We start from the raw sequence: 22023 nt of genomic DNA, 5'->3' as shown, positions 1-22023 counted from the left end.
CGGGGTCTGCGTCTACAGGTGGGCCAGGAGCTCCAGCTTCTCGTGGGACGGGGTGCCGGGGGTGGCGTGGTAGGTGATCAGCATCTGACCCTCTGTGCCCGGTAGCGCGAGCTTCTCGTACTGCAGGTCGAGCTCGCCGACCTGTGGGTGGTTCAGCTCGGTCAGGCCGCTTGTCTTGCGTCGCACGTCCTGGCGGGCCCAGAGCGTCCGGAAGCGGTCGCTGTGGACGCTCAGCTCGCCGATCAGCTCCAGGAGGCGTGGGTCGTCGAGCGAGTCGGCGATGACCGAGCGCAGGTAGGCGACGGCCTTGGCGGTCATCCCCTCCCAGTCGCGGTAGAGCTCGCGCATCTCCGGTTCCAGGAACGCGGCGCGGAGGGTGTTGACGCCTGGCGCGAAGTAGGGGGTGATAGCAACGGCCAGCGGGTTGGCGGCGAGTGTCGTCAGGTACCTGCCCTGCACCAGCGCTGCCGTGGTCGGCCAGCTGTCGATCAGGCTCAGCACACCTGCGCTGACCTTCTCCGGCTTGGCTGTACGGCGACGAGCCGGTTTGGCCGGTTCAGCCAGGTTCTTCAAGTAGGACTCGGCATCTGGTTCCAGCTGCAGCGCTCTGGCCAGCGAGCCAATCACCTGGTCCGAGGGGTGCTGGTCGCGTCCCTGCTCCAGCCGCAGGTAGTACTCGACGCTGATGCCTGCCAGCAGAGCGACCTCCTCGCGGCGGAGGCCTGGCACTCGCCTGCGGCTGCCACCGGGCAGCCCGACGTCCTCCGGCTGCAACCGCTCGCGGCGTACCTTCAGGTACTCGCCGAGATTGCTCATGGCACCAGCGTAGGCCGGGGCGCTCACCTCATCCTGTCCCTGCGGCTACCAGTGTTCGCAGGGCCTTCTGCGGCTGCGGCGGGCGGCAGACGCTCGGAGCATGAACAGTTTTGGATTCACCACGACCGCCGACGAGGTCCTGGCCGGTGTCGACCTCACCGGGCGGCGCGCGCTGGTCACCGGAGCTACGTCAGGCGTTGGAGTCGAGACCGCCCGGGCGCTGGCGGCTCACGGCGCTTCTGTCGTGCTCGGCGTACGGAACGTCGCTGCTGGGGAGAAGGTTGCTGCTGGCTTGCCCGGTGACGTCTCGGTCGGTCGGCTCGACCTGTCTTCGCTGGAGTCTGTCCGCTCGTTCACCTGGGACGGGCCGTTGGACATCCTGGTCAACAACGCGGGCATCATGGCAACGCCGGAGCTCACGCGAACCGCTGAGGGCCACGAGCTGCAGTTCGCTGTGAACTATCTGGGGCACTTCGCGCTGGTCCTCGGCCTGCACAGCGCGCTGGCTTCCTCCGGCCAGGCCCGGATCGTCTCGCTCAGTTCCAACGCGCACGTCTTCGCGCCGTTCAGCTTCGACGACTACGACTACCTGTTCCGGCCGTACCAACCGATCGGCGCGTACGGCGAGTCGAAGACGGCCAACGTGCTGCTGGCGGTTGAGGCAGATCGGCGCTGGGCGGCGGACGGGATCCGGGCGAACGCCGTACACCCCGGTGCGATCGCCACTGGTCTGCAGCAGCACACCGGTGGGCTGCAGACCCCTGTGGAGCGTCGCAAGATGGTGCAGCAGGGTGCGGCGACCTCTGTGTTCGCTGCTGTGGTCGACGAGCTCGGCGGGCGGTACCTGGAGGACTGCGGCGAGGCGCCGCTGCTTGCTGAGCGCCCACCGCTCTTCGGAGGTGGTGTGGCTCCGTTCGCACTCGACCCGGCGAACGCTGCCCGGCTGTGGGAGCTGGGCGAGCAGCTGGTTGCTACAGTCTGAGCATGTCCGCGCGCCTGAGCAGCTGGTGGCCCGTCTCCTAGACGGCCCCTCCTGCTGCGCGCTCACCGGCCGTCTCGATCGAGGCGGCCGTTGGTGTATCTCCTCGTCGGGGCGACCCCGCACCCACCGAGGAACTCTGATGGCACTGACTGCCCGACGTACCTGGTCCGGTCTGATCACGGACCTGCTCACTGGCCACGACCTGACGCCGGACGACGCTGCCTGGGCGATGGAGGGTGTGGTGGCCGGCTCGGCGACCTCTGCTCAGGTGGCGGGCTTCCTGGTCGCGCTGCGCGCCAAGGGCGAGACACCTGCGGAGATCGCTGGGTTCGCGTCTGTACTGCGTGCTGCTGCCGTGCCTGTGCGGCTGGGTGGGCCGCTGGTCGACATCGTCGGTACTGGTGGGGACAGGACGGGCGCGGTGAACATCTCCACGATGGCGTCGCTCGTGGTCGCCGCTACCGGCTCGACGGTGGTCAAGCACGGCGGGCGTGCCGCCTCGTCGGCTACTCCCGGCTCGGCCGACCTGGTCGAGGCACTGGGCGTCCCGCTCGACCTGTCCCCGCTGGAGTCGGTGCAGCGGGCCGGGATCGCCTTCCTGCATGCGCCCGTGTATAACCCGGCGTTGCTGCACGTGGGTGCCGTACGGCGTGAGCTGGCCGTTCCGACCGCGTTCAACGTGCTCGGGCCGCTCATCAACCCCGCGGACCCGCGGCACGGGCTCATCGGCGTCGCTGACGAGCGGATGCTGCCGGTAGTCGCGTCGGTGCTCGCTTCGCGCGACTGCTCGGTGCTGGTCGTGCGCGGCTCGGACGGGCTCGACAAGCTGACCACTACCGGGCCGTCGCGGGTGCTGGTTGTGCGGGACGGAGCGGTGACGTCCACCGTGTTCGACCCGCGGTCGGTGGGGCTCGCTCCTTGCCGGGCTTCGGACCTGCGCGCCGCCGACCCGGTCACCGTCGTACGGCGGTTGCTGGCCGGCGAGCGTGGCGCCGTACGTGACGTCGTACTGCTGAATGCGGCGGCCGCGCTGAGCACGCTGCCTGGGCGGCCGTCGCTGGCCGGCTGTCTGGAGGACAGTGCTGCAGCGATCGACTCCGGAGCCGCAGCGGCGACACTGGACCGCTGGGTCGGCTTAGCCTGACCAGGTGGATGAGGACGCGTTCGGACAGCTCGTCGGCCCGCTGCGCGGCGAGCTGCACGCGCACTGCTACCGCATGCTCGGCTCGGACCACGACGCCGAGGACGCGGTCCAGGAGACGCTGCTGCGCGCCTGGAACGCTGTGGACCGCTTCGAGGAGCGTGGCGGCGTACGGCCGTGGCTCTACAAGATCGCTACCAACAGGTGCCTGACACTGATCGAGCGGCGGGGGCGGCAGGCTCTGCCGGTTGGCGATGCTGTGTCGGAGGCGTTGCCGGAGTACCGGATGGACTGGACCGCGTCGCTGGACCCGTCGGAACGGGTAGTTGCGCTGGAGAGCGTGGAGCTGGCGTTCGTGGCGTCGCTGCAGCAGCTGTCGCCGTTGCAGCGGGAAGTGCTGCTGCTGCGCGACGTACTGGCCTTCGCTGCTCGGGAGGTGGCCGAGCTGCTCGACACCACTGTCGCAGCGGTCAACAGTGCGCTGCAGCGGGCGCGTCAGGTCGTTGGCAACGAGTCGACGCAGCAGGAGGTGCTGGCGACACTCGGTGAGGACGGGCAGCGGGAGGTGGCGCGGCGCTACATGGCGGCGTGGGAGGCGCGCGACGTCGACGCGATCGTGGCGATGCTGACCGACGACGCGAAGTACTCGATGCCGCCGCTGCCGGAGCTCTTCATCGGGCGGGACGGGATCCGCGGGTTCCTGCTGGACGGGCCGCTGCACGACGAGTGGCGGTTCGTGCCGGCGCGGGCGAACGGGCAACTGGCGTTCGCGACGTACCGGTGGGTGGACGGACGGTTCGAGCCGTGCGGGCTGGACGTGGTGACGCTGCGGGGGTCGGAGATCGCGTCGGTGGTGTCGTTCCTGGAGGCCGACTTCGCGGCGTACGGGCTGCCTTCGGAGCTCTCGCGATGAGTTTCGCCGCGGCGCGGGGTTGTAGTGGTGACAACCTTCGGCGAGAGGACTTGCTGTGGACGAGATCCGTGAACTGATCGAGCGCTGGGTCGTGGCGGTGCACACCGGCGACCTGAAGACCGTGCTGGCCGACCACTCCGACGACATCGTGATGTTCGACGTGCCGCCGCCGTACGACGGGGTGCGCGGGCTGGCGGCGTACGAGGAGACCTGGCCCGGTTTCTTCGAGTGGCAGGCGTCGGGCGCGTCGTTCGAGCTGGTGTCGCTGGACGTGACGGAAGGCTCCGACGTCGCGTTCGCGGTCGCGCTGCTCAAGTGCGGCATGCCCGACGAGACCGCCGCGCGGCGGCTGCGCCTCACCATCGGGCTGCGCAAACTCGACGGCCGCTGGACGGTCACGCACGAGCACCACTCCTTCCCGCACGACGAGATCCCGTCTTCGGTCGCGTCGTCCGCCGTCCGCTCCGTTCTCGACAACTGGACCACGCAGACCGCCGCGGGCGATCTCGACGGCCTGATGGAGGCGATCGCCCCCGACGTCGTCTCGTACGAGCACGCCGGCCCGCTCGAGTACGTCGGCCGCGACGCGGTCCGCGAGGTCTGCGCCACCGGGCTGGAGACTCCCGCCTCGTTCACCACGCCCGACCACACGATCGTTGCCCGTGACGACCTAGCGGTTGCCTGGGGCATCGACCACATCGCCTCCGACGGCGTGGAGACCCGCTCGCGGGCCACGCGAGTCTTCCAGCACACACCGGACGGCTGGAAGATGATCCACCAGCACCTGTCGTTCCCTCAGTGAGTCCGGTACGGGCGGAGTACGGGCAGCGCGGTGACAGTGGTTGCTCGTAACGTCCCGCGCGGAGCGCGGCCAACCGCGCACAGACCTCTGGAGCCACCCATGGTGAAGAACCTTCTGCGATCGTTTGTCGTGATCCCGGCACTCCTGCTCGGGCTGTCGGCCGGGCTGGCAGGAAACGCACAGCCGGCCGCGGCGTCGTCGGTCTACCTGGCGACGAACAACGGCGTGACGTACAGCTTCACGAAGAGCGTTCACAGTCCCGCGTTCAGCAACTCCCGGCGCGGCTACCTCAAGATCCACCTGCAGCGGTCCTGCGCGACCACGGACGGATCGTTCATCGTTCGGCTGCAGAAGCGCGTGGGGAGCAACTGGGTCGTGCAGACCGTCACCGAGCGCATCCGGTGCACCACCAGCCGCGGATACGTCACCCAGACCTGGTCGAGCCAGCCGGCAGGCTCGTACCGGATCGAGTTCTACGCGCTGACCGGCACCAACCAGAAGCGCATCCACTACTGGGGCGTCTACCGCTCGGACACTCCCTGATCCGGTCGTGCCGTCTCGGCGGAGGGCGTGGGATTCGAACCCACGATGACGGTCACCCGCCATACCGGTTTTCAAGACCAGCGCACTCGGCCACTATGCGAGCCCTCCAGGCGGGGCTCGTGGTGCGGAGTCCTGCCGAGGGTCGAGGATAGCGGGTTGGGGGCGGGATAAAGGCGTGGAGGGGTGCGGGGTGGGTTGTTAGGCTCGACGGCCGAGATCGGAGAGCTTCCTCATGCCTGCAGCGGTGTCCCTGGGTCTGCCCAACGTTCGTGGACGGGTGCCCCTGCTCGTCGGACTGGCTGTTGACTCGTTCGGTGGTGGGTGTGCTGGGCCGCTGCTGTTGCTGTTCTTCGTACGGGTTGCTGACATTCCCCTGGGTACGGCGGGGGTGCTGCTGACTGTGGCGACGCTGTTCTCCGTGGCTGCGCCGGCTGCGGTCGGGCTGGTGATCGACCGGGTGGGGCCGCGGAACCTGGTGACGCTGGCGCAGTTCGCGCAGGGGCTGGCGTTTGTCGGGTTCTTCTTCGGGCGGTCGATGTGGCTGCTGTTCCTGTGCGCTCTGCTGACCACTACCGGGCAGCGCGTGTTCTGGTCGTCCATCTTCAGCCTGCTGGCTGACGTGTCCGACGACGGCGACCGGGACCGCTGGTTCGGGCTGGGCGGGATGATGCAGGCCGGCGGGTTCGGGCTGGGTGCGCTGGCGGCTGGTGCGCTGCTGACGCTCAGCGGGGACCTGCCGTTCCTGCTGGCGATCGGGCTGAACGCTGTGACGTTCTTCGTGGCCGGCGTACTGATGCTGATGATTCACCCGGACCACACTGCTCGGGCTGTCGAGGACAGCGGGCCGGTGCCGTTGCTGCGGCACGACAGGCCGTTCCTGGTGCTGATCGGCGCGAACACGGTGCTGGCGCTCTGCACGATGCTGATGGGTGTCGGGCTGCCGGTGTACGTGAGCGAGGCGCTGCCGGCCCCCAAGTGGTTGGTGGGGGTGTTGCTGGCGGCGGTGTCCGTCGTACTGGCTACCGGGCAGACTCTGGTGGTTCGCCACACGGAGAAGCGGCGCAAGATGAACGTGATGGTCCTGGTTGGACTGATCTGGATGGTGTGGGGGCTACTGATGGCTGGGCTCCTGCACGTGCCGGCTGCGCTCGTCGTACCGGGGCTGGTGCTGGCGACGGCCTTCTTCGCTGCTGGTGATGTGCTGCATGCGGCGACCGGCAACGCGCTGGCTGCGGCTGTCGCGCCGGAGCGGGGGCAGGGAAAGTACCTGTCGTACTGGCAGTACTCGTTCACCTTCGCGAGCGTGCTGGTGCCGGTCTTCTTCGCGCAGCTGTTCGTGGTGGGTCACGCGGTGCCGTGGCTGGCGATCTCCGGGCTGGCGCTGGCGGCGGCGATCACGCTCGTCGTACTGGATCGGGCGCTGCCGGATGCGACCACTCAGCGGCGTTGAATCTGAGGGCATCGCTCATCGAGGTGTTGCGAGCACCTCGCCGATGACGTGCCGCGCGTACTTCGCGATCGCCGGGTTGGTGTCCTTCTGGTACGACCACACGATCAGGGCCTGCGACAGCACGCGCCCACGTCCGCGGAGCCACGTCGCGTCGTCCACGCCCAGCGCCGTACGGAACTCGTCGCGGACGTTCGCGGGCAGTAGGTGCCACGCGGGGAACAAGTCGCATGCCGGATCGCCGAGGCCGCAGGTCTCGAAGTCGAGTACTGCGGTCAGTCGGCCCTCCGCCGACACGAGCAGGTTGCCCGGCGTCAGGTCCGAGTGCACCCACACCTGGCGCTCGTCGGATGGTGCGGCGAGCGACTCCTCCCACGACGCCAGCGCTGCGCGAGTGTCGATCAGGCCCTCCAGCTCGCCGATCGCCTTCCGTGTCGGGGAGTCCATCTCGACCATCGGAGCGCGCGTTCGGCGCTCGCCCGGGTACGCCGGCGGCCGGTCTGGCAGGTCGATCCGCCGGAACGCGTCGACGAACTCCGCGAGGTCCGTCGCCAGCCCGCGTGGGTCGGCGAGCAGGTCGGGGTGGGGGTGGGTGCCGGTGAACCAGCGGTGGACGGACCACTCGCCCGGGAACGCATCGGTGGGCAAGCCGATCGCCTCGACGGACGGGATGGCCACCGGCAAGTACGGCGCGAGTGCCGCGAGTTTCGCCTGCTCCCGTTGCACCATGTCGGTGCTCGAAGGCCGGAGCGGCAGCCGTACGGACAGGTCGGAACCGAGGCGGTAGATCGCGTTCACCAATCCGTTGGAGTCGACCGGCTCCAGCGGCAACTCGGCCCACTGCGGGAACTGACCGGCCACCAACTCGCGGACGAGCGAGGTGTCGATGTCGGCCTGATCGGCGTGGACCTTGCGGGGACTCACGAGCTCCATCGGACCGGTCGGCCGGTGTGCTGTCAACGCGTTTCGGATCGATGTCCTGCGACACGACAACTGAGGCGTCAGGGTTTCTTGCGTTGCTTCGAACAGGTGTTCTAATGTTTTCCGTGTAGCGCGCGGTACCTCTTTCCAACCAAGACCTTCGTTCCGTACGGCCGAACCTCCCACCACGACGTGGACGGCCGGCGCGGCGATGGCCGCCCGGGGAGGTGAGGCCCCGGGCGTTGGAGAGCTTTCGACAGGCAGGCTGACGCGGGAAGGTGGTGGACGACGAGAGGGGACAGCAGATGCTGCTCGAACATCGCGGCCGGACTCCGGTCGTGCCGGAGTCGGCGTACGTCGCTCCGTCGGCGGTGCTGTGCGGTGCGGTCGTGCTCGGAGAAGGCTGCCGGGTGCTGCACGGCGCGGTCCTGACCGCGGAGAACGGCGAGATCCGCCTCGGAACGAACTGCGTGGTGATGGAGAACGCCCTGGTCCGCGGCCGGGCCGACCATCCAGCGCTGCTCGGCGATGCGGTCCTGGTCGGCCCGCACGCCCACGTGAACGGCGCCACGGTCGAGGACGAGGTCTTCCTCGCTACGGGCGCTGCGGTGTTCCCTGGTGCGGTTGTTGGTGCCGGCTCGGAGCTGCGGATCAACAGCGTGCTGCACGTGAACTCACGGTTGGCTGCCGGAACAGTGGTGCCGATCGGGTGGATCGCAGCGGGTGATCCGGCGGAGCTGTTCTCACCTGACCGGCACGAGGACCTGTGGGCGGCGCAGGAGCCGATGGACTTTCCGGGGACTGTGTACGGCGTGCCGAGGGGGACGTCGATGCGAGAGATCATGGCGCGGCAGTCGGAGTACTACGGGGCGCACCGAGGGGACCGGGTGATTGGAGAGCGCGGGGCTGAGTAGGCGGTTGGAACCTTTTGGGTGACGGGTCGTTCGGTGCCGTGGGCTGACCAGGTGGTTGAGTCTCGTGGGCTGCGCTGGTCATCGAGCCGGGGCAACCGTGCCAGGTCGTGCGCGTGGGTCCGGCTATGGCTACCGCGCGTCGTGGAGCCTTCGGCTGAGCTGTGATGGAGCCGTGGCCGCCTTACCTGGCTGCCTCGTGGCCTGCGCCGTGGCCGCCTTACCTGGCCGCCTCGTGTCCTGCGCCGTGGCTGCCTCGCCTGGCAGGCTCGTGGGCCGAGCCGTGGACGCCTTGCCTAGCAGGCTCGGTGGGATTGCGCCTTGGCCGCCTCCTCTGCGGGCCTTGTGGGGCTGAGCCGGCGGTTGAAACGGTTGGCTGCCGGCGGTTGAGGGTGCGGCTGATGAGGCTCGTGGTTGACCCGGCGGTTGGGCTGCTGCGGTCAGGCCCTGCGGGCTGAGCCGTGCCCTCGCGCCTCGTGGCTCTGTGGGTGTGCAGTGTCTGCGCGCGTCGTGGAGCCCTTGGCTGAGCCGTTGCTGGCCTGCGTCGTATGCCCTGTGGGATGAGCCGCTGGTTCAAGCTCGTCGGCTGCCGGTCGTTGAGCGGCCGGTGGGTGATTGGGCTCGAGGTTGGCCTGGCGGTTGGCTATCGCAGGATGGCCTGCGGGTGAGCTGGTGATCGAAGCCTTGGTCGGCTGCCGATCGTCGAGGCGTGCGTGGGCGGGGTGATCGGCCTCGGGAGTTGGTGTTGCGGTTGAGCCGTTGCGGGGCGGGCCGGAGCGCAGAACTGGTGGGTGTGCCATGCCTGATGGTGCCCGTTGGGCTGAGGCGTGGCTGCATTGGGACTGGGGCTCAGCTGGTGTTTGTGCGGATGGGGGCGGCGAGGGTGAAGTGGCGGAGGTGGCCTGGGGGTTGGGTGGCGCAGGTCAGTTGGGCGTTGATGGTTTGGGCTTCGGCTTTGAGGGCGACGGTGATGGTTTGGGATTGGGTGGTTTGGAGGGTTACTGACCAGCGGTTGGGGGCTGGTTGGGTGATGGCTATTGGGGTTAAGGCGTTTAGGGCGAGGGGGTGGCCGGCCTCTCGGGCGAAGTGTTGGGCGGCTTGGGCTGGTGGGGGGAGGGCGCCGTTGCCTCTGTAGTAGGCGGGGGTGATGGTGCGGTTGGTGTGGGCCTCGGCGAGGGGGACGGCTTCGGTGGCGGGGACGTGGCCGTAGAAGAGGCTTTCGGGGAGGAAGACGAGGTTGGCGGCGAAGCGGTCGCCGCCGATGTGGCTGCACTCCCAGGTGCGGTCGGGGTAGGCGGCGGTGAGGGCTGCTGCCGCGGGGCGGCCGCGGACTGCGCAGCAGGCGTCGTGGCGGCCGTGGGTGCAGACGAGATAGATCGGGTCTGGGTGGAGGGTGCCCTGGTCGGCGCCGGTGAGGACCTGGAGGAGGTGCTCGTCGGTGGGGCAGAGGCCGGTGCGGATGGATTCGTGGCCGGGGCGGGAGTCGACGAGGAACCAGCGGCGGGGTGGTGGTGCGAGGGTGGGGGCTGCACTGGAGATGTCCCGAGAGATGGGGGATGCGGCGGAGCCACCCGGGAGTTCGGCAGAGGACATGGCGGAGGCGGCCGCGGTGGAGGCGGCCTTGGGTGTGCCGGTCCGGGGCCGGGGTGTGGTGCGGCCGTGGCGGCGGATGAGGACTGGGCGGGTGTGGAGTTGGGTGCAGAGGTGGGAGAGGGCTGCGGGGAGGTTGGTTGTGGGGTCGGTTGAGTGGGTCAGCGCTGTTAGGGCTGCTCTGGGCCAGGGGGCGTTGAGTTCTATGAGGAGCCAGCGTTCGGCGGGTGGGGCGGTGGCGTAGAGGGGGTCTTGGCGGCGTTCGGCGGTGGCGGCGCAGCCGGTGGTGGGGGTGTAGCGGGGTGGTGGGGGGTGGGTCACTGGGGGCCTGTTACTAGGACTGCTTCTGTCATCAGGCGGCGGGTCAGGACCAGTTGGTCCTCCGGGGCCAGGCCGGGGAGGTCGCCTACCTTGAAGGGGGTGCCGGAGAGGGCTGTGGTGAGGGCTTCGAGGGCGTCGGCTGGGAAAGTGATGGTGCGGTCCGGGAGGTGGAGGCGGAGGGGCGTGCCGGCCGTACCGGGAGTACCTGCAGTACCGGGGGTTAGGTGGTGGTTCAGGCCTTGGCGGGCTTGGAGGGTGGTGCCGATCGCGAGGTTGTTGATCGCTGCTGCGTGGGCCAGGGGCGCGAGCGGGGCTGGGCGGTTGCCGGACCAGGTGCGGCGGCGGAGGCGGGCGGCCAGGGCCTCGGGGGCGGCGGTTTGGAGGTGGTCGGCGAAGAGAGCTTTGACCTTTTCCAGTTCGGGGGCCAGTTGGGCTGGGTCGCCGGGGTTGAAGCCGAGGGGGAGGGCTGTGCGGAGGTCTACCTCGTTGGCGGCGAGAGCGGCTAGCTCCTGGATGAGGAGGTAGCGGGTCAGGGTGTGGAGGCCGATGGTGAGGTGGGCGCTCACGCCGCCCAGTGCTTTGGCTGAGTGGAGGAAGCCTCGGGGGACGTAGAGGGCGTCGCCTGGTCGTAGTACGGCGTCTACTACTGGCTGCTGGTCTCGGGCTGCGTCCGCTACTGCTTGGGAGTGGTCCGTCCAAGGCTGGTTGCGGAGCGGGTCGAGGTGGACTGGCTCGTGGACTGTCCAGTGCTTCTCGCCGGCTACTTGCAGGACGAAGACGTCGTGTACGTCGTAGTGGGCCGCGAAGCCCTGGGACTCGGCGGGGGTGATGTACGCGTTGATCTGGACTGGGTGGCCGGCCTCGGACGCCAGTTGGGTGGAGAAGTCGACCAGGGCGGGCCAGGTGCGGTGCAGAGCTTGCAGTACGACGGTGTGGCCGCTGGCGAAGAGCTGGGCGACCTTGTCGTCGCGGATCTGGTCGCCGATCTCGGCGCCGGCGCCGCCGGGGCCGGTGAACTGGTTGTCGCCGACAACCGACCCGTTCTTGGCGATGCGGAGAAACGGCGTGCGGAGGCCGCGGCGGGAGAGCAGTTCGTCGACTGCTTCGAGGCTGAAGAGGTCAGCGAAACCTGCCGCAGGTAGTTCAGCAGCAGGTGAGAGCAGCGCTCGGCGGCCCCAGTAGTTGGTGGCGAAGTCCTCTGGGTGGCCTGCCACGCAGCGCCGGAGGGCCGGGCTGCTGTCCGGTTGCGGCCCGGTCTCCGGCACGGCGCTCACCAGCTTCCGGAGTTACCGCCGGCACCGCCGTCCGCGCCGCCGTCGCTCGTACCGGGCGAGGCGCCACCGTCAGCGGGGCCCTCGGCGCCGCTGTCGGCTCCTCCGTCGGCGCCGCCGTCGCTGACACCAGGCGACGCGCCGCCGTCCGCGGGACCTTCCGAGCCGGCGCCGCCGTCAGCGCCGCCGTCGTGGCCGTCGGGGTTGGCGCCGCCGTCGGCCGGGCCTTCGCCACCGCCGTACCCGCCGCCACCCGCGCCACCGTCAGCACCGCCGTCGTGACCGCCCGGGTTCGCGCCACCGTCGGCCGGGCCCTCGCCACCGCCGTAGCCGCCGCCACCTGCGCCGCCGTCAGCACCGCCGTCGTGACCGCCCGGGTTCGCGCCGCCGTCCGCGGGGCCTTCGCCGCCGCCGTACCCGCCGCCACCCGCGCCGCCGTCAGCACCACCGTCGGTGCCGCCTGGGGTCGCGCCCCCGTCGGCCAGACCTTCTCCGTCGCCGGACGAGGTGGTCATGTCGTCGTCGTTGAGACTCATGATGCTGCTCCTCTCGAGGGGGACTTGCGTGCCCACCCTGTGCGCAAAGTAGATCGGGGCTAAACCCCTGGCGGGATCACAAGCTCCCGTCAGTTCTACGGCGATCTGCCGGAGCGGCGGAAGGGCTCAGCCGAGCAGGTCCCACCAGACCTTGAGGAACGCGTCGGCGACCGGTTCGGGGCGGACCGCGATCCGCAGCCAGTCGGGGCCGAGGCCGGGGAACGTGTCACCCCGCCGTACGGCGAAACCGCGCCGGCGGAGCTCCTCGCGGAGCTGCGTCGCGCCGTCGACGTGGACGAGGACGAAGGGCGCCCGCGGTACGCCGTACGAGTGCACGCGCGGTGACGAGGTGAGCCCGGTCAGCAGGTGGGTGCGCTGGGCATCGAAGGCCTCCGCGGCTTGGTGCGCCTCGGCAACGGCCTCGGGAGTGCTCGTCGCGATCGCTGCCGCGAGGGCGGGTGTGGACAACGGCCAATGCGCCTGTACGGCGGCCAACTGCTCGATCAGCGCCGCCGCCGCGACGACGTACCCCACGCGAAGACCAGCCAGCCCCCACGTCTTGGTCAGGCTGCGGATCACCACCAGCCCAGGAATCGACGCGCCGACCAGCGACTCGGGCTCGCCCGGAACGGCGTCCATGAACGCCTCGTCGACCACCAGGATGCGCTCGGGCCGCGCGAGCTCGCGCAGCGTGTCGGCCGGGTGCAGCACCGAGGTCGGGTTGGTCGGGTTGCCGACGACGACCAAGTCGGCGTCCGCCGGTACGGCGGCCGGGTCGAGCGTGAAGCCGTCCTCGGCACGGAGCACGACCCGGTCGACGAGGTGGCCTGCGGAGCGCAGAGCCGACTCCGGCTCGGTGAACTGCGGGTGGACGACGACCGGGTGCCGCGGCCGGAACGCGCGGGCGATCAGCACGAACGCCTCGGCGGCGCCGGCGGTCAGCAGGACCTGGTCGGGGTCGCAGCGGTGGCGAGCGGCGACCGCGGCAACGGCCGCGCCGGACCGGGGGTAGGCGGCGAGATCGGTGAGGCTCGCGGTGATCTCGTCGAGCAGCCACGGCGGCGTACCGGCACGCACGTTGACGGCGAGATCGGTGAGGCCGTCACCGACCTCGAGGTCTCCGTGATGGTCCAGGTCGAATCCGTCCACAGGCACGGGAGCGAGGCTAACCCGGCGCGCCCCGGCGACCCCAGGGGCATCTCAGCGCGGCACCGTCGCGGCACGGCGCACCTCAGCGCGGCATCAGCGCGGCCCGGCGGGAACGCATCTCCTCCAGCTCACGCTCGGTCATCGACTCCACGGCCCGGCGGCGGGCCGCCTCGAGCGCGGCGAGCTCGTCGGGGCCGAGACTGTCGCGGTACTGCTCACGCTGAGCGGTCATCGTGTCGAGCTCCTGCTGGGTGAGGGTGCGGTTCATGGCGTTCATTCCTTCGATGAGAGTGAGCAATGACTCGGTGGTCGGCTCGTTGGCCTCGTCCAGCGCGGCCAGGACGGACTGCAGGCGGTCGTGCAGCTCAGCACCCGCCGCCAGCTGAGCCTCGACCTGGTCGAGCTGACGACGGATCAACCCCCGCGGATCGGGTACGTCGCCGTCGACGATCTGGCCGATCTCGGTCAGGGTCAGGCCGAAACCGCGGAGGGCGAGGATGCGGTGCAGGCGCCGAACGTCGGCGTCGGCGTACAGCCGGTGCCCGGTCGGGCCGCGGGACGTCGGGCGGAGCAGCGCGATCTCGTCGTAGTGGTGCAGCGCGCGGACGCTCAGGCCGGTGGCCGTCGCGAGCTCGCCGATCTTCCAGGTGCGGGGCGTCATGGGTTCGACGCTAGGACCTCCCGCTGGGTCAGGTGCAAGGTCTGAGCGATGCGGCACCATGGGGACATGAGGATCGCTGTGGTGCAGACCGCGAGTTCCGGGGACAAGACCGCCAACCGCGAGGCGGTGGTCCGGTGGGTGGCGCAGGCCGCTGCCGGGCGGCCCGATCTGGTGGTGCTGCCGGAGGCGATGATGGCCGACTTCGCGGCCGAGGGCGGTTCGGTCGGGCCGCTGGCCGAGGCACTGGACGGGGAGTTCGTCAGCACGTTGCGCAAGTGCGCGGCGGAGCACGGGACGGCGATCGTCGCGGGGATGTTCGAGCGCAGCTGCGACGAGCACCGGCCGTACAACACGCTGCTGGCGGTCGGGGCTGACGGCGACCTGCTCGGGGCGTACCGGAAGATCCACCTGTACGACGCGTTCGGCTACAAGGAGTCGGATCAGCTGACGCCAGGGGATGTCGCGCCGGTCGTGGTGCGGATCGGGTCGCTGAAGTTCGGGCTGATGACTTGTTACGACCTGCGGTTTCCGGAGCTGTCGCGGGCGCTGGTCGACGCGGGCGCGGATGCGCTCGTCGTACCGGCGGCCTGGGTGCGCGGGCCGTTGAAGGAGCATCACTGGGAGACGCTGCTGACGGCTCGGGCGATCGAGAACACCTGCTACGTCGTGTCGGCGGCGCAGAACGGGCGGAAGTACTCCGGGCTGAGTCAGGTGATCGATCCGCAGGGGGTCGCGGTCGCTGCCGTCGGCGAGGCCGATGGGGTTGCGGTCGCGGAGATCTCGGGCGAGCGGTTGGCCGACGTACGGCGGAAGAACCCGTCGCTGGCGAACCGGCGGTTCACGGTGACGCCGCGGTGAGGTACGACGCGGTGGTGCTCGCGGGCGGGGCGTCGCGGCGGTTCGGCGGGGTGGACAAGGCGACGGTCGTGCTGGAAGGGGTTTCGCTGCTGGATCGGGTGCTGAGGGCAACTGAATCGGCGGTGTCGACGGTTGTGGTCGGGCCGGTGCGGGAGACGTGCCGGGTCGTCGAGTGGACGCAGGAGAATCCGCCTGCGGGCGGGCCGGTCGCTGGGGTTGCGGCGGGGTTGTTGTTTGGTGCGGCGCCGGTGGTGGTGCTGGTTTCGTGTGATCTGCCGTGGTTGACGGCTGGTGATGTCGCCGGGTTGGTGGACGGGATCGGCGAGTACGACGGGCACGGGCTGCGGGATGTTGGGGGCCGAGAGCAACCACTTGCGGCGGCGTACCGGCGGGAGGCGCTTGCTGCGGCGGTGTTGGCGGTTGGTGATCCTCGGGATCAGTCGGTACGGCGGACGTTCGCGGGGCTGAAGATGCTGTGGAGCGAGCCGACGCGCGCGGGGCGGGATGTGGATACGTGGGCTGATCTGGATGATCCGGAGACTGCTGCGCCGACGGAGTAGGGCTGGGGTTGGCGGGGATGCGGCCGGGGAGGTCGGCGGGGGCTGAGGTCGCGGCGGCCGGGGAAAGGCGTAGTGGGTCGAGGGAGTAGCAGGTCGACCACAAGCTCGGCGAGGCAGCGATCTGCGGTGGGCAGGCGCGGGGCGGGCCGGGTGGGACGTGGACGAGGGAGCTATCGGCTCTACCACGCGCTCGAGCTATGGGACTGGTTCGCCTTGATAGGCGTCACCGATCCGCTGGAATCGATCGCGACGGACATCACCGGGCTGCTCGGCGCGTAGCCGGAGCGGACGCAGTACGGTGGCGAGTATGCGAGCTGTCGTGTGTGAAGGTGCCGGGGGTGTCGAGGTTCTGACGGTCGGCGAGATCGAGGATCCCACGCCGAACGTCGACGAGGTCGTGATCGAGGTTGTCGCGGCGGGAGTGAACCGCGCCGACCTGTTGCAGCGGCAGGGGCACTACCCGCCGCCGCCCGGGGCGCCGGGGACGATCGGGCTCGAGGTGTCGGGGCGGATCAGTGCGGTCGGTGAGCAGGTCGAGGGCTGGTCGGTCGGGGACGAGTGCTGCGCGCTGCTCGCGGGTGGTGGGTACGCCGCGAAGGTCGTCGTGCCGGCGCCGCAGGTGATGCCGGTGCCGGAGGGGATCGATCTGGTCAGTGCCGCGGCGCTGCCCGAGGTGGTCGCGACGGTCTGGTCGAACGTGTTCATGAAGGCGCATCTCAAGGACGGCGAGACGCTGCTGGTGCACGGCGGCGCGTCCGGGATCGGGACGATGGCGATCCAGCTCGGGGTCGCGCACGGCGCGCGGGTGCTCTGCACGGTCGGCAGCACCGACAAGATGGACTTCTGCACCCGGCTCGGCGCCGACGTCGCGATCAACTACAAGGACGCGGAGTGGGCCTCGGTGGTCCGGGAGGCGACCGGTAAGGCCGGTGCCGACGTGATCCTGGACATCATCGGCGCGAAGTACCTGACCGACAACGTGAAGTCGCTGGCCTTCGACGGCCGGATCGTCGTGATCGGCATGCAGGGCGGCGCGAAGGGCGAGCTCGACCTCGGCCGGCTGCTGGCCAAGCGCGGTTCGATCACCGCCGCCGGGCTGCGCAGCCGGTCGGTCGAGGACAAGGGCCGGATCCTGGCCGAGGTGGTCGGGCACGTCTGGCCGCTGGTCGAGGCGAAGAAGGTGCGCCCGATCGTGCACGCGACGTACCCGCTGGAGCAGGTCGCGAAGGCGCACGAGGAGCTCGAGCAGTCGTCCCAGATCGGGAAGATCCTGCTCACCCTCTGACCTGCCCAGCGGCCGGTACGCCGTACGCCGGTCACGTCGGCGTGTTGGCGGCGATCCACTCCGGGTCGGGGGCGACCAGCTGGATCACGTCCAGCCAGGTGCCCTCGGGGTCCCGGACGAAGAAGTGCCGCTGGCCCCACGGCTCGGTGACGAGCTCCGAGGCGAGCTCGACGCCGGCCTCGACGAGCCGGGCGGCGAGCTTGTCGGCGTCGTCGACGACGAACCCGAAGACGTTCGTGCTCTCGGTGAGCGCCGAGACGGCGGCCGGGACCGAGGCGTGGCCGCGCTCGGAGATGGCCAGCTCCCACGCCGCGTCGCCGCGGCGCAGGCAGATGAACCAGCCCAGGTCGACCGTGACCTGGAGGTCGAAGTGGTCCGCGTAGAACGCGGCGACCTTCGCGGGCTGGGAGGTGACGACGGTGGCGCCGAAGACGGCGGGTTGCATACGCACTCCTTGTACTACAGCTGTTGTGGTTGAGTACGACAGTTGTAGTGGATGGCTGCTACGCTTGTCAACGTGCCCCGAAACCCCGAACGCCGTACCCAGCTCGCCGACGCGGGCCTCGCCGTGCTCGCCGAGGCCGGCGCCCGCGGCCTCACCCACCGCGCGGTCGACGCGGCCGCGGGCCTGCCGGCCGGTACGGCGTCCAACTACTTCCGGACCCGCGACGCGCTGCTCGGGGCGCTCGGCGAGCGGATCTTCGAACGCCTCGCGCCGACCGACGACCGGCTGGAGCCGCTCGCGGCGCGCGAGCCGTCGGTCGACCTGATGGTCGACTACGTGCGGTACATCGTCGAGCGGCTGCTGGCGCATCCCGAGCTGCCGCTCGCGTTGTTCGAGCTCCGACTGGAGGCGACCCGGCGGCCGGAGCTGTCCGAGATCCTGGCGCGGACGTTGCGGCAGGGGTTCGACGGCGACGTGTCGTTCCACGTCAACGCCGGGCTGCCGGGTGGGGCCGAGGAGGTCCGCCTGCTGCACTTCGCGATCGACGGGCTGGTGCTGGACCGGCTCACGCCGGGCGTCGGGCACCCGTACGACGTCGACGCGACCGCGGAGCGGCTGGTCCGGCGGCTGATCCGGGACAGCTGACTGCGCCCGGACAGCCCGCCGAGACGGATCCGTTGCACGGAATCGCCGCGGATGTCGTTGCCAAGGGCTACCGTCAGGGGTGTGACTGGGGAACAGCGGCGCGGTGCGCACGTGCTCGACGCGGTGCTCGACGTGATCGCGGAGCGTGGCCTGGAGGCCGCGACGATGCGAACCGTCGCGGCGGCGGCCGGGATCTCGCTGGCGCAGGTGCAGTACTACTTCCGCAGCAAGGACGAGCTGGTGGCCTCGGCGTTCCGGCACGTCAGCGAGCGGTTCGACGAGAAGCTCGCCACGATCGACCTGTCGGGCCCGCCGCGCAAGGTGCTGCGCGAGGCGCTCGAGCTGTGGCTGCCACTGGACGACGGACGCGCCCGGGATGCCCGGGTCTGGCTGGCGTTCAGCGCCGCCTCGGTGACTTCACCAATGCTGGCGGGGATTGCGGCGGCGACCGACGTCGAGCTCCGGGTCGCGTTCGCGCGGCTGCTCGACGCGGCGATCGCGGACGGTGACCTCGCCGAGGTGACCGACGCCGAGACCGAGGCGGGCCTGCTGCTAGCCGTACTGGACGGACTGGTGATCCAAGGGCTCACGCTGCCGGCCGAAGAGCGCAAAGCGTTCCTCGTGCAGTCGCTGAACACTCACCTGGACAGGCTTTTCACACCGTAAGTAGTTGCCATTGGCCACAATTGCAGCGGCGGTAGACGAGCAGCCCGTCGCTGACCGGATGTGTGGACACGACGTGCCAGACGTGCTGGTGGACTTCTTCCCTGGTGATCATGGATCCATCGTGCTGTAATGGCATTATGCATCTCAACCCTTACGGCGCCGACGCCGTCCTGCTGGCGGTGAACCTGGTCACCAACCCGGCCGCCACGGCGGACGAACTGGCCACGCGCTGCGAGGAGAGCGGGGTCGTCACCAGCAACGTCCGCGGCGTCCAGGTGACGCCGGAGGACCTGGTGACGGTCCGGGTCGCGCTGGAGGAGTGGATCGAGGTGGTGGACGCCACCGACGAGCAGCAGCGGGTCGACCTGGTGAACGCGATGCTCGCGAAGTACACCGAGCACCCGCGGCTGACCAACCACGCCGGCGACGGCTGGCACATGCACTACCGGCCGGACAAGGTCCCGGTCGGTCGCCTGGTCGCGACGCTGATCAGCACCGGTACGGCGTTGCACCTGGCCGGCCGCGGGATCAGCAGGCTCGGCCGCTGCGCGACCGACGGGTGCGACAACGTGTACGCCGACCTGTCCCGCGGCGGCAAGCAGCGGTACTGCAGCCCTGCCTGCTCCAACCGCGACGCCGTCCGCCGGCATCGCGCACGGACCGCGTAGCGGGCGCGCGGAAGACGCAGCCGGGCAGCTCACCCACAGACCCCGCGCAGGGGTGCTTCTAGGATGGGCAGATGAGCGAGGACACCAGCAACGAGGGCCAGGAAGTCCCGATGGCGGGAGCTCGGACCGAGGACGGCAAGATCCTGATCGTCGGGCCGGACGGGATGGCCGTCGAGGGGCCGCCGCGCGACGCCGACGACGACGCGACCGACGAACCACGCTCGGTGACCGAGCTGGTCGAGCAGCCGGCCAAGGTGATGCGGGTCGGGAACATGATCCGTCAGCTCCTCGAAGAGGTGAAGGCCGCTCCGCTCGACGAGGCGTCCCGCCAGCGGCTGAAGGCGATCCACGAGGCGTCGATCAAGGAGCTGGAGAGCGGTCTGGCGCCGGAGCTGGTCGAGGAGCTGGAGCGGCTCAGCCTCGACTTCACCGACGACAGCACCCCGACCGAGGCCGAGCTGCGGATCGCGCAGGCCCAGCTGGTCGGCTGGCTGGAGGGCCTGTTCCACGGCATCCAGACGGCGCTGTTCGCCCAGCAGATGGCCGCGCGCCAGCAGCTGGAGCACATGCGCCGCGCACTGCCCGGCGGCCAGCAGCTGCCCGAGGGCGGCGCTTTCCCGGGCGCGCCCGAGGCGAACGGCAGCACCGACGGCCCGGGCAGCGGCGGGATGTACCTCTAGAGATCGAACAACCCGGCGAGGACGGTGGCGACACCGTCCTCGTCGTTCGTCGGGCAGACGTGGTCGACGACCGCGAGCACCTCGGGGTGCGCGTTGCCCACGCCGTACGACGTACCGGCCCAGCTCAGCATCGGCAGGTCGTTCACCGAGTCCCCGAAGGCGATCGTCTCGGCGGCCGAAATTCCTTGTTCCGCGGCGAAATCGGCCAGCATCGCGGCCTTCGAGACGCCGCTCGCGGCGATCTCCACCAGCCCGTCGCCGCCGCTGTGACTGGCCGCCACCCGCTCCCCCACGATCGGCGCGACCTTGGCCAGCAGCTCGTCGGAGTGCAGAACGTCGTGCCGGACCAGGAGTTTCGCGGCCGGCTCGGCCAGCAGCTCGTCGATCGCGGCGACCAGGGTGTCGTCCGGCCGCGGCCAGCGGTTCACGTAGTGCGGTTCCTGTCCGTAGCGGTCCGGTCGCTCGATCGCGAACTCCACGTCCGGTACGGCGGCCCGGATCGCCTCCGCGACCTCGAGCGCGACGGCCGGATCGATCAGCCGGGTGCGGATCGGGCGCCGGCGCGCGACGTCGTACAGAATGGCGCCGTTGGCAACGATCGCGACCCCGTGCTCGCCCACCAGATATGACAAGTCGTGCAACCAGCGCGGCGGCCGGGCGGTGACCATCACGAAGACGGCGCCGGCCTCCTGGATCGCGAGCACGGTCGCTCGGGTGAACGGGGAGACGGTGGTGTCACTGTGGACCAGCGTGCCGTCCAGGTCGGTGGCCACCAGGCGGGGTGTTTCGGGCGTCGACACCTGCTTACCGTAACGGTCCGTGGGCAGTGTTCGGGACCCGAAAGGGCAAGGGCTCTTTACTCCTTCGAACAGTCATCGCGCAACCATCTGGAGATCGTTTTCCATGCAATCTGATTGACCATTGAACAACGTCACCAGACCGTTACGGCAGGATGCTGCAAAGGCAGCAAGTTCCCCTGCGCTGCACGGTTTGCGCATGATTTCATGCGGTGGCTGGCGGGGAACCAGGGGCGGTTCGCACGCGTCGTACGCCTTGTTCCGGATCATCACATCCGGTCCGACCCACGCCGGGAAGAACGTCGAGGAACTGGTGCGGAATTGGGTGCAACCAAATCCGGATCGGTGGCGTCAACAGTTATGGATCGGTGCGCCTAGCGCCGGACAAAACAGGGGTGGGTCGGCAACGAGCGTCGGTCCATCAGCTAGTGGGCTCGGGTGTTCGAACAGCATTCACCGTTCGTTCATCGAGTCCTGGAACTTGGGGAGCCACGATGACTGTCAACACCGCCAACCCACCGGGGGCCAGGTCCGCCCGTGCGGCTGTCGACACATCTTCCATCATGGAAGGGGCCATGACCGGCTGTACTGCACGCACAGATGTTTTCCAGCACCGCCTGATGGAGGAGCCGCCGCCCGCGTCGGCGACCCGTCGGACCAGGGAGCGGTACGACCAGCTCGTTCGGGAAGCCAAGAAGGTCTGCGCTTCCTGCCCGCTGTTCACCGACTGCCTGTTCAGCGCGGTGGCCGAGCACGACGTCAGCGGCTTCGTCGCCGGAACCACTGCTGTACAACGTCGTTCAATGCGCAACCTGTTGGACGTCGAGGTCCAGGCCGACGACTTCGACCAGCTCGCCGGGGCCCGCGGGACCCGCCGGCCGGTCAGCCACGAAGAGGTCCTGCGACTGCGGACCCAGTACCCCAACGACAGCCTCGAGTCGCTCGCGATGCGGCTCGGATGCTCGCTGTCCACCGTGAAGCGCCACCTGCGCAGGGCGCGCCGCGGTCAGAGCCCCGCCGCCAAGGCACCGCGGGCCCGCCCGGAGGTCAGCGCCGTCCTGGACGCGTTCGACGCCGTGGTGGACCAGCCCGGCCCGGCACCGCGCACCCGCAGCACCCGCGTCGCCTGACCGATACTCGGCCCGCCAGCGGACTATCGGTCAACACACGAAGGCCCGGAAACCCCGCACCAGCAGGGATTCCGGGCCTTGTCGTTGCCCTGGTGCACTGTTCGGCCAGGAAGCAAAGGTTTGACCTCGTCGCCGGCGAGGTTTCAAGTACCGGCCACCGACGAGGTGGCCGGTACTTGACGGTCAGAACGAAGCGAGGTTTCGAGTACCGGGCCCCGCTCCGTGGGCGGGGTTCGGGAGAGCGTGGGGGTGGGGAAGTGGGTTGGTGGCGACGTGGAGTTGTGG

25 protein-coding genes and 1 tRNA gene are annotated in these 22023 nt (G+C 69.8%); 16 read left to right on the top strand and 10 right to left on the bottom strand.

Translation table 11 applies throughout. The features are described 5' to 3' along the window. Positions 1 to 12: 12 nt before the first annotated feature. A complete protein-coding gene (locus tag AB0M01_RS38985; protein WP_363677826.1) occupies positions 13 to 816 on the bottom strand; it encodes a helix-turn-helix transcriptional regulator in 804 nt (267 codons plus the stop codon). Between the two features lie 100 nt (positions 817 to 916). Here AB0M01_RS38985 and AB0M01_RS38980 point away from each other — a divergent pair, with 100 nt between their 5' ends. The 5 genes from AB0M01_RS38980 to AB0M01_RS38960 all read left to right on the top strand — a co-directional run bounded on the left by AB0M01_RS38980 (position 917) and on the right by AB0M01_RS38960 (position 5197). Continuing rightward, positions 917 to 1798: an SDR family NAD(P)-dependent oxidoreductase gene (locus tag AB0M01_RS38980; RefSeq protein WP_363677824.1), complete on the top strand. Its 882-nt coding sequence runs from the start codon at positions 917 to 919 to the stop codon at positions 1796 to 1798. A 139-nt stretch (positions 1799 to 1937) separates the two neighbouring features. Then, positions 1938 to 2942: an anthranilate phosphoribosyltransferase gene (trpD, locus tag AB0M01_RS38975; RefSeq protein WP_363677822.1), complete on the top strand. Its 1005-nt coding sequence runs from the start codon at positions 1938 to 1940 to the stop codon at positions 2940 to 2942. A gap of 4 nt (positions 2943 to 2946) precedes the next feature. Further along, entirely contained in the window at positions 2947 to 3852 is a 906-nt protein-coding gene (locus AB0M01_RS38970) for an RNA polymerase subunit sigma-70 (protein ID WP_363677821.1), read from the top strand. A gap of 55 nt (positions 3853 to 3907) precedes the next feature. Then, positions 3908 to 4654 carry a nuclear transport factor 2 family protein gene (locus tag AB0M01_RS38965; RefSeq protein WP_363677819.1) on the top strand — a complete coding sequence of 249 codons (747 nt, stop codon included), beginning with the start codon at positions 3908 to 3910 and terminating at the stop codon, positions 4652 to 4654. 99 nt (positions 4655 to 4753) lie between these two features. Further along, the gene (locus tag AB0M01_RS38960; RefSeq protein ID WP_363677818.1) at positions 4754 to 5197 is read left to right on the top strand and encodes a hypothetical protein; all 444 of its coding nucleotides are present in this window, start codon (positions 4754 to 4756) and stop codon (positions 5195 to 5197) included. Positions 5198 to 5216: 19 nt separating this feature from the next. Here the strand turns inward: AB0M01_RS38960 and AB0M01_RS38955 are convergent. Continuing rightward, positions 5217 to 5305 (bottom strand) — tRNA-Ser (locus AB0M01_RS38955). A gap of 169 nt (positions 5306 to 5474) precedes the next feature. Between AB0M01_RS38955 and AB0M01_RS38950 the strand changes: the two genes are divergently transcribed. Beyond that, positions 5475 to 6647 (top strand): MFS transporter, encoded by a 1173-nt coding sequence (locus AB0M01_RS38950; RefSeq protein WP_363677816.1) that lies wholly within the window; start codon positions 5475 to 5477, stop codon positions 6645 to 6647. Between the two features lie 15 nt (positions 6648 to 6662). Here the strand turns inward: AB0M01_RS38950 and AB0M01_RS38945 are convergent, their stop codons facing one another. Beyond that, positions 6663 to 7577, bottom strand: coding sequence for an aminoglycoside phosphotransferase family protein (locus AB0M01_RS38945; RefSeq protein WP_363677815.1), 915 nt, complete (start codon positions 7575 to 7577; stop codon positions 6663 to 6665). Positions 7578 to 7870: 293 nt separating this feature from the next. Between AB0M01_RS38945 and AB0M01_RS38940 the strand changes: the two genes are divergently transcribed. Further along, positions 7871 to 8479, top strand: coding sequence for a gamma carbonic anhydrase family protein (locus AB0M01_RS38940; RefSeq protein ID WP_363677813.1), 609 nt, complete (start codon positions 7871 to 7873; stop codon positions 8477 to 8479). A gap of 846 nt (positions 8480 to 9325) precedes the next feature. On the opposite strand, the gene AB0M01_RS38935 is transcribed toward AB0M01_RS38940, so the two are convergent. From AB0M01_RS38935 to AB0M01_RS38915, 5 genes are all read right to left on the bottom strand, one after another. Beyond that, positions 9326 to 10387: a sucrase ferredoxin gene (locus AB0M01_RS38935; protein ID WP_363677811.1), complete on the bottom strand. Its 1062-nt coding sequence runs from the start codon at positions 10385 to 10387 to the stop codon at positions 9326 to 9328. Continuing rightward, positions 10384 to 11601: a cupin domain-containing protein gene (locus AB0M01_RS38930; protein ID WP_363677810.1), complete on the bottom strand. Its 1218-nt coding sequence runs from the start codon at positions 11599 to 11601 to the stop codon at positions 10384 to 10386. Before AB0M01_RS38930 ends, AB0M01_RS38935 begins: the two co-directional genes overlap by 4 nt. Before the next feature lie 56 nt (positions 11602 to 11657). After that, positions 11658 to 12194, bottom strand: coding sequence for a BatC protein (locus tag AB0M01_RS38925; RefSeq protein ID WP_363677809.1), 537 nt, complete (start codon positions 12192 to 12194; stop codon positions 11658 to 11660). A 126-nt stretch (positions 12195 to 12320) separates the two neighbouring features. Then, positions 12321 to 13349 carry an Rv2231c family pyridoxal phosphate-dependent protein CobC gene (cobC, locus tag AB0M01_RS38920; protein ID WP_363677807.1) on the bottom strand — a complete coding sequence of 343 codons (1029 nt, stop codon included), beginning with the start codon at positions 13347 to 13349 and terminating at the stop codon, positions 12321 to 12323. A gap of 76 nt (positions 13350 to 13425) precedes the next feature. Then, entirely contained in the window at positions 13426 to 14004 is a 579-nt protein-coding gene (locus AB0M01_RS38915; RefSeq protein ID WP_363677806.1) for a MerR family transcriptional regulator, read from the bottom strand. A 66-nt stretch (positions 14005 to 14070) separates the two neighbouring features. Here AB0M01_RS38915 and AB0M01_RS38910 point away from each other — a divergent pair, with 66 nt between their 5' ends. The 4 genes from AB0M01_RS38910 (at position 14071) to AB0M01_RS38895 (ending at position 16707) form a co-directional block, all read left to right on the top strand. Then, positions 14071 to 14862 (top strand): carbon-nitrogen hydrolase family protein, encoded by a 792-nt coding sequence (locus tag AB0M01_RS38910; RefSeq protein ID WP_363677804.1) that lies wholly within the window; start codon positions 14071 to 14073, stop codon positions 14860 to 14862. Next, the gene (locus tag AB0M01_RS38905; protein WP_363677803.1) at positions 14859 to 15422 is read left to right on the top strand and encodes an NTP transferase domain-containing protein; all 564 of its coding nucleotides are present in this window, start codon (positions 14859 to 14861) and stop codon (positions 15420 to 15422) included. Before AB0M01_RS38910 ends, AB0M01_RS38905 begins: the two co-directional genes overlap by 4 nt. A 150-nt stretch (positions 15423 to 15572) precedes the next feature. After that, entirely contained in the window at positions 15573 to 15701 is a 129-nt protein-coding gene (locus AB0M01_RS38900; RefSeq protein WP_363677801.1) for a hypothetical protein, read from the top strand. A gap of 28 nt (positions 15702 to 15729) precedes the next feature. After that, positions 15730 to 16707, top strand: a complete 978-nt coding sequence (locus AB0M01_RS38895) for an NAD(P)H-quinone oxidoreductase (RefSeq protein WP_363677799.1) — start codon at positions 15730 to 15732, stop codon at positions 16705 to 16707. Between the two features lie 31 nt (positions 16708 to 16738). Here the strand turns inward: AB0M01_RS38895 and AB0M01_RS38890 are convergent, their stop codons facing one another. Next, a complete protein-coding gene (locus tag AB0M01_RS38890) occupies positions 16739 to 17152 on the bottom strand; it encodes a VOC family protein (protein ID WP_363677798.1) in 414 nt (137 codons plus the stop codon). Positions 17153 to 17224: 72 nt separating this feature from the next. On the opposite strand from AB0M01_RS38890, the gene AB0M01_RS38885 reads away from it, so the two are divergent. From AB0M01_RS38885 to AB0M01_RS38870, 4 genes are all read left to right on the top strand, one after another. Beyond that, positions 17225 to 17797, top strand: a complete 573-nt coding sequence (locus tag AB0M01_RS38885) for a TetR family transcriptional regulator (protein ID WP_363677797.1) — start codon at positions 17225 to 17227, stop codon at positions 17795 to 17797. A gap of 81 nt (positions 17798 to 17878) precedes the next feature. Beyond that, positions 17879 to 18463 (top strand): TetR family transcriptional regulator C-terminal domain-containing protein, encoded by a 585-nt coding sequence (locus AB0M01_RS38880; protein WP_363677795.1) that lies wholly within the window; start codon positions 17879 to 17881, stop codon positions 18461 to 18463. A gap of 137 nt (positions 18464 to 18600) precedes the next feature. Then, the gene (locus tag AB0M01_RS38875) at positions 18601 to 19131 is read left to right on the top strand and encodes a CGNR zinc finger domain-containing protein (protein WP_363677794.1); all 531 of its coding nucleotides are present in this window, start codon (positions 18601 to 18603) and stop codon (positions 19129 to 19131) included. Between the two features lie 71 nt (positions 19132 to 19202). Then, positions 19203 to 19811 carry a bacterial proteasome activator family protein gene (locus tag AB0M01_RS38870; protein ID WP_363677793.1) on the top strand — a complete coding sequence of 203 codons (609 nt, stop codon included), beginning with the start codon at positions 19203 to 19205 and terminating at the stop codon, positions 19809 to 19811. On the opposite strand, the gene AB0M01_RS38865 is transcribed toward AB0M01_RS38870, so the two are convergent. Continuing rightward, a complete protein-coding gene (locus AB0M01_RS38865) occupies positions 19808 to 20611 on the bottom strand; it encodes an HAD family hydrolase (RefSeq protein WP_363677792.1) in 804 nt (267 codons plus the stop codon). The two genes, AB0M01_RS38870 and AB0M01_RS38865, sit on opposite strands and share 4 nt — an antisense overlap. Before the next feature lie 617 nt (positions 20612 to 21228). On the opposite strand from AB0M01_RS38865, the gene AB0M01_RS38860 reads away from it, so the two are divergent. Next, positions 21229 to 21738: a WhiB family transcriptional regulator gene (locus AB0M01_RS38860; protein ID WP_363677791.1), complete on the top strand. Its 510-nt coding sequence runs from the start codon at positions 21229 to 21231 to the stop codon at positions 21736 to 21738. The last annotated feature ends 285 nt before the right edge of the window (positions 21739 to 22023 follow it).

It is taken from the genome of Kribbella sp. NPDC051770, from assembly GCF_040681455.1.
Lineage (GTDB): Bacteria > Actinomycetota > Actinomycetes > Propionibacteriales > Kribbellaceae > Kribbella.
This window is presented reverse-complemented; position numbering and strand designations above follow the sequence as displayed.

Excerpts from the sequence above, each read along its gene's own strand:
- AB0M01_RS38985 (WP_363677826.1), bottom strand. The coding sequence starts at position 816 with ATGAGCAATCTCGGCGAGTACCTGAAGGTACGCCGCGAGCGGTTGCAG.
- AB0M01_RS38980 (WP_363677824.1), top strand. The coding sequence starts at position 917 with ATGAACAGTTTTGGATTCACCACGACCGCCGACGAGGTCCTGGCCGGT.
- trpD (WP_363677822.1), top strand. The coding sequence starts at position 1,938 with ATGGCACTGACTGCCCGACGTACCTGGTCCGGTCTGATCACGGACCTG.
- AB0M01_RS38960 (WP_363677818.1), top strand. The coding sequence starts at position 4,754 with ATGGTGAAGAACCTTCTGCGATCGTTTGTCGTGATCCCGGCACTCCTG.
- AB0M01_RS38945 (WP_363677815.1), bottom strand. The coding sequence starts at position 7,577 with ATGGAGCTCGTGAGTCCCCGCAAGGTCCACGCCGATCAGGCCGACATC.
- AB0M01_RS38940 (WP_363677813.1), top strand. The coding sequence starts at position 7,871 with ATGCTGCTCGAACATCGCGGCCGGACTCCGGTCGTGCCGGAGTCGGCG.
- AB0M01_RS38925 (WP_363677809.1), bottom strand. The coding sequence starts at position 12,194 with ATGAGTCTCAACGACGACGACATGACCACCTCGTCCGGCGACGGAGAA.
- AB0M01_RS38915 (WP_363677806.1), bottom strand. The coding sequence starts at position 14,004 with ATGACGCCCCGCACCTGGAAGATCGGCGAGCTCGCGACGGCCACCGGC.
- AB0M01_RS38910 (WP_363677804.1), top strand. The coding sequence starts at position 14,071 with ATGAGGATCGCTGTGGTGCAGACCGCGAGTTCCGGGGACAAGACCGCC.
- AB0M01_RS38895 (WP_363677799.1), top strand. The coding sequence starts at position 15,730 with ATGCGAGCTGTCGTGTGTGAAGGTGCCGGGGGTGTCGAGGTTCTGACG.
- AB0M01_RS38890 (WP_363677798.1), bottom strand. The coding sequence starts at position 17,152 with ATGCAACCCGCCGTCTTCGGCGCCACCGTCGTCACCTCCCAGCCCGCG.
- AB0M01_RS38875 (WP_363677794.1), top strand. The coding sequence starts at position 18,601 with ATGCATCTCAACCCTTACGGCGCCGACGCCGTCCTGCTGGCGGTGAAC.
- AB0M01_RS38870 (WP_363677793.1), top strand. The coding sequence starts at position 19,203 with ATGAGCGAGGACACCAGCAACGAGGGCCAGGAAGTCCCGATGGCGGGA.
- AB0M01_RS38860 (WP_363677791.1), top strand. The coding sequence starts at position 21,229 with ATGGAGGAGCCGCCGCCCGCGTCGGCGACCCGTCGGACCAGGGAGCGG.